Here is a 2,278-nt window from a genome sequence, read left to right as displayed (position 1 = left end):
CACCCGGACACCCCACCACCCCGGATCCGCCTCCCACCCGAACCGGTGATCGTGAAGTTGGCGTCGCGACACGCCGAGCGGGGTGACGCCAACTCCATGATCACCGAGGGGCGCTGTGGTGGGTGGGGCCTAGACGAGTAGTTCCGAACCCGGCCAGGGGGCTGAGAACGGAACGGGACGTGGCGTTAAGGGCTGGTCCTAGTGGCAGGATCTTCAGCCTTGGTCCGCTCTTCGAGCACTCCCACGAGGGCCGAGGCGATGAGGGCGACAGCCCGGTCATCGTCGTGGGCCAATTGCTGCAGGATGCCTTGCGCGATGGTTGGCGGCATCTCGGTGAGTGCCTGGGTCAGGCGTATCCGTACGGCGGAGTCCGCACTGTGTGCGGCGAACTCGTCGACCAGTGCACTCATGATCCGTTCCGCGCAGCCAGGGTCCAGTGACAATCGTCCCAGAGCCTCGGCCGCCTCGACGTCGTTCGCGCCTGCGACCACCATGCCGACGAGTGTCGGCACGGCGTCGGTCGCACCACGTGTACCCAATGCCAGAGCAGCGTGCCTGCACACCGTCATGTCCGAGTCCCCGAGTGCGTCCGCGAGCACCGCGGTCGCCTCGTCACCGGGCATCTCGGCGATCGCCAGGACCGCGCGCCGTCGGATGTCGATGTTCGCCGAGTACATGCCGGGCGTCACGCTCGCCACTGCGTCACCGCCTGCCCTCGCAAGGGCCCACCGCAGGGCGCCGGCGACGTTCGGATCGGATTCGGCGAGGACCGCCCCAGCCAGCAGTTCGGTGGGCACCGGCACGCCCTCGGCCGGGTTCAGGACGGTCTGCTGCCGGCGTGCAGCGCTGGGCGAGTTGAGCCCGTGCAGGAGCTCGACGATGCGCAGGACGTCCTGCCAGCCGGAGGGCGCCGAGGCATCGACCGCCCGGAGTCGCTCGAGTAGCTCCTGCTCCCGCTTCAGTCGGTCTTCGGTCCGTTGGATGAGGTCGCCGACCAGCGCGGACGGTGCGAAGGCAGGATCCTCGAGAGCAGGTCCGATCTGTCGCAGCGACAATCCCAGGGACCGCAGACTTTCCACGTGGAAGATCCGGCGGATGTCCTCGGTGGAGTACTCGCGGTATCCACCCACGGTGCGGCCTGTTGGTCGCACCAGCCCGAGGGAGTCGTAGTGCCTGAGCATCCGAGTACTCACCCCCGATCGGCGTGCCACCTCGCCGATCAGCACGCTGTTCCCTCGTCCCGCTCCGGGCCGAGCGCGACGATCCGCTTGGCCTCGTCGACGGCTGCGTCGAAGCCGACATCCGGGTCGTGCAGGAGTAGCTTCGTGGCGCGGGCATGCGCACTCACCGTCGGGTCGTCACTCGCCATTCCCGTCCGCAGGGCCGGCTCGATCACGTCTCCGAGTGCGACGAGTGCTCGGCTGAGGCTCAGTTTCACATTCCGGTCACCACGACCGAGTTGTGAAGCCAGCTCCGCAGCCAGTCCTTTCTGTTCCCCGTCGGGCACGAGGACGACGGCAGCGCGCCATGCGGTTCGCGCAACCTCGTCGTCGGCGTCGTGCAGCAACGACCGCGTGATCGCGGGGTACGCACTCCTGTCACCGATCTTGGACAGGGTATGCAATGCCTGGCTTCGGGCCTGAGCGCGTTCGGAGTCAAGCTCTGCGCGGAGTCTGGGCACCGTGATCTTCGACGGGAGGCGGGTCAACGCCCATGTGAGCATGTCGCGCACGAAGAAGTCCGGTTCGATCGCGCACCGTGCCACGAGCGCGTCGACGAGGCCGGGGTCGGCGTGCGTGCCAACCGCCAGGGCCGCCTGGAGCCGCGTCGACGAGTTTGCGGCGCCCAACGCGGCGAGCAGGCGCGTGTCCTGTGAATTCCTGTGTGTCGAGTTGACGGGGACCACCTCCTGCACCCAGTGAAGACCTTGTCACAGTGTCAACGTCAAGTGCGCGTGATGCCCCCGACGAGCACAAGCTGTCCCCTCCTCGATCCCCGGTCAGTGGTCGTGGGCGATCAGTGATCGGGGGACGGGTGCGCCGGTCTTGTTGTTGTGCCAGATTGCGGCAGCCATGGCGAGGAGGCGTTGAGCGACCCGGACGGCGACGCCGGTGAAGGTTCGTCCGCCGTGTTGCTCCAGGTCGAGCTGGCCCTTGAGGGTGTCGAGGTCTTGCGTCACAACATGATCATCGACACCCTCCCTTCATGCCCAGACATCGACCCCTGACATCGGAACTACTCGTCTAGGTTGGCGGGATGACTGTGGTGTGGGTGGTGG

Annotated in this window: 2 protein-coding genes and 1 pseudogene; all 3 read right to left on the bottom strand. The window is 67.1% G+C overall.

The window, feature by feature from the left end:
• Positions 1-185 precede the first annotated feature (185 nt).
• Positions 186-1,226 (bottom strand): MerR family transcriptional regulator, encoded by a 1,041-nt coding sequence (locus tag DLJ59_RS00160; protein WP_124770516.1) that lies wholly within the window; start codon positions 1,224-1,226, stop codon positions 186-188.
• On the bottom strand, positions 1,220-1,906 hold the full coding sequence (locus DLJ59_RS00155) for a HEAT repeat domain-containing protein (RefSeq protein ID WP_244235753.1): 687 nt from the start codon (positions 1,904-1,906) through the stop codon (positions 1,220-1,222). Before DLJ59_RS00155 ends, DLJ59_RS00160 begins: the two co-directional genes overlap by 7 nt.
• A 93-nt stretch (positions 1,907-1,999) precedes the next feature.
• Positions 2,000-2,164: pseudogene (locus tag DLJ59_RS00150) on the bottom strand (IS982 family transposase); the annotation flags it as partial.
• Positions 2,165-2,278: the final 114 nt, after the last annotated feature.

This window comes from Micromonospora inaquosa, assembly GCF_003857055.1.
GTDB classification, from domain to species: Bacteria; Actinomycetota; Actinomycetes; order Mycobacteriales; family Micromonosporaceae; genus Micromonospora; species Micromonospora inaquosa.
This window is presented reverse-complemented; position numbering and strand designations above follow the sequence as displayed.